Genomic DNA, 5,596 nt, shown 5'->3' with positions numbered 1-5,596 from the left:
TACAGTCAGTATATTGAGTGGCTTGAAGCACAGGATGAAGCAGCAGCAGCTTCCTACTGGAAGGATTATTTGCTCGGCTATGATCAGCAAACTTCGATTCCGACCGGAAAAGTAGGCGTGAAAGCGGGCGATGCACAATTTGAGCATATCCTGTGTGATCTGGGCAAGGATTTGACTGGACGTATGGAAATGGTGGCCAAGCAGCACCACGTGACCCCGAATACATTGCTGCAAACAGCCTGGGGATTGCTGCTCCAAAAGTACAACGGTAGTGACGACGCTGTTTTTGGCGGTGTAGTGTCTGGTCGTCCAGCGGATATTTCGGGGATCGAAAATATGGTAGGCTTGTTCATTAACACCATTCCAATACGTATCCGCAGTGGGGCTGAGGACACCTTTGCCGACCTGATCAGAACGAATCAGAAGCAGGCGCTGACTTCTCAAGATTATGAAACGTATCCGCTGTATGAAATTCAAGCCTTGACCGAGCAAAAGCAAGACCTGATCAACCACATTATCGTGTTTGAAAACTATCCGGTGGAGGAGCAGGTCGAGCAACTTGGCGAAGGTGCAGCGTCGGATTTTGAAATTCGCAATGCCGGCATGATTGAACAAACCAACTATGATTTCAATCTGGTCGTTATGCCGCAGGAAGCGATGAAAATCCGATTTGAATACAATGCGAAGTTATATGATCGTGAAGCTGTTGAACGGACTCAGGGCCATCTGATACAGCTGTTGGAGCAGGTGGTAGCGAAGCCGGACATTCGAGTGCAGGAGCTGGATATGGTAAGTGAGCAGGAGCGTGAGCAAATTCTCCGCGTATGGGGCAATACAGCCGCTGAGTATCCAAGCGAGCAAACGATTCATGGCTTGTTCGAGACACAAACGGCGCAGACACCGGAACAGCCAGCGTTGTTCTTTGAAGGAGAGCAGCTGACCTATCGCGAGCTGAATGAACGTGCGAATCGTCTGGCGCGCACCTTGCGTAGTCAAGGTGTGACGAAGGATCGACTGGTGGGTCTGATGACCGAGCGTTCGGTGGACATGATCGTGGGCATCTTCGGGATTTTAAAAGCCGGGGGCGCATATGTCCCCATCGATCCGACCTATCCAGAGGAGCGTATCCGCTACATGCTGGACGACTCGGGTGCGAAGCTGTTGTTAACGCAAAACCATCTGGTTGATAAAGTGGCTTTCGACGGTAGCGTGCTGGTGCTGAATGGGGCACAGGGTGTGTATCACGAGGATGGTTCCAATCTGGAGCCGTTGTCTGGTCCGAACGATCTGGCCTATGTCATTTATACGTCAGGTACGACGGGGCAGCCGAAGGGTGTTATGTTGGAGCATCGCGGTCTATGCAATCTGAAAACGTATTTTGATCAGACGCTCAAGATCCGCACGTCGGATCATACGTTGCTGTTTGCTAGCTATTCGTTTGATGCGGCTTGCTGGGAAATCTTCCAGGCGCTGTTCTGCGGAGCCACGTTGTATGTACCAACGTCAGAGACGATTTTGGACTATGAGAGATTCGAACATTATATGACAGAACATCAGATTACGGTGGCGACGTTACCACCGACCTATGCGGTGTATCTGGAGCCGGAGCGGATGCCATACCTGCGTGTTCTGTTCACTGCGGGTTCAGCATCCTCAACAGAATTGGTATACAAGTGGAAGGATCAGGTGGCGTACTACAACGGCTACGGTCCAACCGAAAACTCGGTGGCGACGTCCGTCTGGCCGGTATCCGAGGACGAGAGAGCAGGACAACTCATTTCCATCGGACGCCCTATACCGAATCATCGGGTGTACATGGTGGATGTGCATGGACATTTGGCTCCGGTAGGCGTAGCGGGTGAACTGTGCGTGTCCGGTCCGGGTCTGGCCCGTGGTTATCTGGATCGCCCAGAGCTGACGGCTGAGAAATTTATACCAAATCCGTTTGCGGCTGGTGAAGCCGGCTACGAACGAATGTACCGTACGGGTGACTTGGCCAGATGGATGCCAGACGGCAACATTGAATATTTGGGCCGGATCGACCATCAGGTGAAAATCCGGGGTTACCGGATCGAGCTGGGCGAAGTCGAGGCACAAATTTTGAAAGTGGAGGATGTACAAGAGGTCATCGTACTGGCCCAGGCGGACGAACAGGGGCAAAACCAATTGGTGGCGTACTATGTTGCTGAAAGGGAAGTGAGCGCTGGTGAGCTGCGCAGCTTACTGGGCGAGGAGCTTCCAAACTACATGGTGCCTTCGTATTTGGTACAGCTGGAGCAGATGCCGTTGACACCGAACGGTAAAATCGACCGCAAGGCACTGCCAACACCGGAAGGCAACCTGCAAAGCGGAGCTGATTATGTCGCACCGCGGACGTGGGTAGAAGTGAAGCTGGCGCAAATTTGGCAGGATGTGCTGGGTCTGGCGCAGGTCGGTGTGAAGGAAAACTTCTTCGAGATTGGCGGACACTCGCTGCGGGCGACGACGCTGGCCTCGAAAATTCACAAGGAGCTGAACAAGCCGCTTCCACTGCGCAGTATTTTTGAAGCGCCAACGATTGAACAACTGGCAACGGTCATGGAAGGTCTGGATCAAGTGGCGTATGCGTCCATTCCGGTAACGGAAGAACGCAGCTTCTACCCGCTTTCCTCGGCGCAAAAACGACTGTTTGTGCTGCATCAGTTCGACCCGAATGATGTGAACTACAACATGCCGTCAGTGCTGCAAGTGAGTGGTCCGCTGGACGTGAAGCGAGTGGAGGACGTGTTCCGTCAACTGGTCGCCCGCCATGCAACTTTGCGTACCCGCTTTGAGCTGGTGGACAGTGAGCCGGTGCAATGGATTGAGGACACCGTGCCGTTCGAGGTGGAGTATACAAAGGTACAGGTAGAGGGTGCGACTACGGATACAGATCAGGATACAACCACGGATACGGACACGATGGTCAGCCAGGAAGCACAAGAACGGGTGCGGCAGTTTGTACGTCCGTTCGATCTGAAAGCCGCTCCGCTGCTGCGGGTAGGCTTGGTAGATTTGGGCGTACAAGGAACCGAGCAGGAATCGCAGCATTTACTCATGCTCGATATGCACCACATCGTCTCGGATGGCGTGTCCATGGGAGTACTGACCGATGAATTTGTCCGCTTATATGACGGTGAAGAGCTTTCGCCATTGCGTATACAGTACAAGGATTATGCGGTATGGCAGCAAAGCGAAGCCCATCAAGAGTGGATGCAACGTCAGGAAGCGTACTGGCGGGGCACCTTCCGGGGTGAACTGCCTGTACTGGATCTACCTACGGACTTTGCCCGTCCGGCGGTGCGAAGTACCGCAGGCGACACGGTGGTGTTCGGACTGGAACGTGAAGTCAGCGAACGGCTGAAAGAACTGGCGGCGTACACAGGCTCCACGCTGTATATGGTGCTGCTGGCGGCGTACACCGCGCTCTTACACCAATACAGCGGGCAAGAGGACATCGTAGTCGGCACACCGATTGCCGGACGACCGCATGCCGATCTGGAGCCGATGATTGGGATGTTCGTCGGAACGCTGGCATTGCGAAACTATCCGACAGCGGAACATACCTTCCGCAGCTACGTGGAAGAAGTGAAAGTTTGTGCACTGCAAGCCTATGAACATCAGGACTACCCATTTGAGGAGCTGGTGGAAAAGCTAAATGTGAAGCGGGATATGAGCCACCATCCGCTGTTCGATACGATGTTTACCCTGCAAACCACTGAGGAAGGCGAACTGCAACTGGCAGATCTGAGCTTCCGTCCATACGGCTTGGAACAAACGCCAGCGAAGTTTGATTTGACGCTGGAAGCCAGAGAGGAAGAGGCGGGTATCCAGTTCGGATTGCAGTATGCAACTGCGTTGTACGAGCGTGAAACGGTAGAACGGATGACGCGTCACTTTGTTCGCTTGGCCAAAGCTGTGGCGGTGAACCCGGATGCGAAGCTGGGTGAACTGGAGTTGATTACAACAGAAGAAACCGAGCAGATTCTGAAGGTATTCAATGATCCGAATGCGCATAGCGTGCTTGGAGCATTACAAGGCCATTCGCTCAGCGAACGCTTTGAAGAGCAAGCGAAGCGCAACCCTGAGCGGATAGCCGTTGTGTCTGGGGCCACCGCGCTGACCTACACTGAGCTAAATGAGCGTGCGAACCAATTGGCTCGTGTGTTACGAGCGGAAGGGGTCGAAGCAGATCAACCGGTGGGCGTATTGCTGGAACGTTCTGCGGATATTCTGGTGAGCATTCTGGGGGTACTGAAGGCCGGAGGCGCGTATGTGCCGATGGATACGATGTATCCACAGGAGCGCATCGACTACATGCTCCAAGACAGTGGGGCCAAGGTCGTGATTACAAGTAGAGTTGCCAACCTGTCGCTCAGCTTGCCATCCACAGTTCGAGCTGTAGTCTTGGATGACGAGGACGTTCAAGCTCAACTGGGAGCACAGGATGCGAGCAACCTGATCCCTGTCGCCGGCCCGCATAACCTGGCCTATATGATTTACACGTCAGGCACCACCGGTCAGCCGAAAGGGGTCATGATCGAGCAGGGCAGTGTTAGCAATCTGGTAGATGCTTTATGGAAACGAGTATACAGCCGTTACGAACAGCCGCTTCATGTCGCATGGCTGTCAGCATTTGTATTTGATGCTTCGGTGAAGCAAATCTTTGCCAGCTTGCTGTTAGGCCACACTCTGCATGTGGTGTCCCGTGACGTCAGCCTGAGCGGAGAGCATTTGATCGCCTACTACCGCACGCACCGGATTGATCTGTCGGACGGCACACCTGCGCATCTGCATATTTTGAACGAAAGCGTCAGTGTGACGGAAGCGCCGGAAGTGAAGCATTACCTGATTGGTGGCGAAGCATTATCCGTGCAGCTGGTACAAGTGTTCCTGCACAAGTGGTCCGGGTATCGTCCGGTGATTACGAACGTGTACGGTCCGACCGAAACGACGGTAGATGCGACCGCTTATACGATTGAAGATGTGGAGTCCCTGAACGCATTGCTGGAAAAAGGGGAGCATACGGTATCCATCGGAACGCCGATCGCGAACCAGTCTGTGTACATCTTGAACAGCCAGCAACAGCTGGTGCCGATCGGTATCGCAGGTGAACTTTATATCGGGGGTGCAGGTGTGGGACGAGGATACCTGAACCTGCCGGAGCTGACGGCAGAGAAGTTCGTCCTGAATCCGTTCGCTGATGCGGCAGCAACCGATCCAGCGGACAGCACTCACGCAAACCGGATGTACCGCACGGGCGACTTGGCACGGTGGATGCCAGACGGCAGTATTGAGTATTTGGGCCGGATCGACCACCAGGTGAAAATCCGGGGTTACCGGATCGAGCTGGGTGAGGTGGAAGCGCAGCTGCTGACCGTGGATGGCATTCAGAAAGCCGTGGTCACAGCATGGGAAAACGAAGACGGACACAAGGACCTGTGTGCCTACATCATAGCTTCAGCGTCCCTGAGTTTGCCGGAGCTACGGAATGCGCTGCAGCCGAAGCTGCCCGATTACATGATCCCGACGTATGTGGTACAACTGGATCGTTTCCCGCTGACACCGAACGGGAAAA

General features: G+C 53.9%; 1 protein-coding gene. It reads left to right on the top strand.

Translation table 11 applies throughout. From position 1 onward, the window contains the following. The coding region (locus ACWA2B_RS27700) for an amino acid adenylation domain-containing protein (RefSeq protein WP_449292857.1) at positions 1-5,596 on the top strand (5,596 nt) is incomplete at both ends.

This window comes from Paenibacillus sp. CMM36 (genome assembly GCF_053570945.1).
This window is presented reverse-complemented; position numbering and strand designations above follow the sequence as displayed.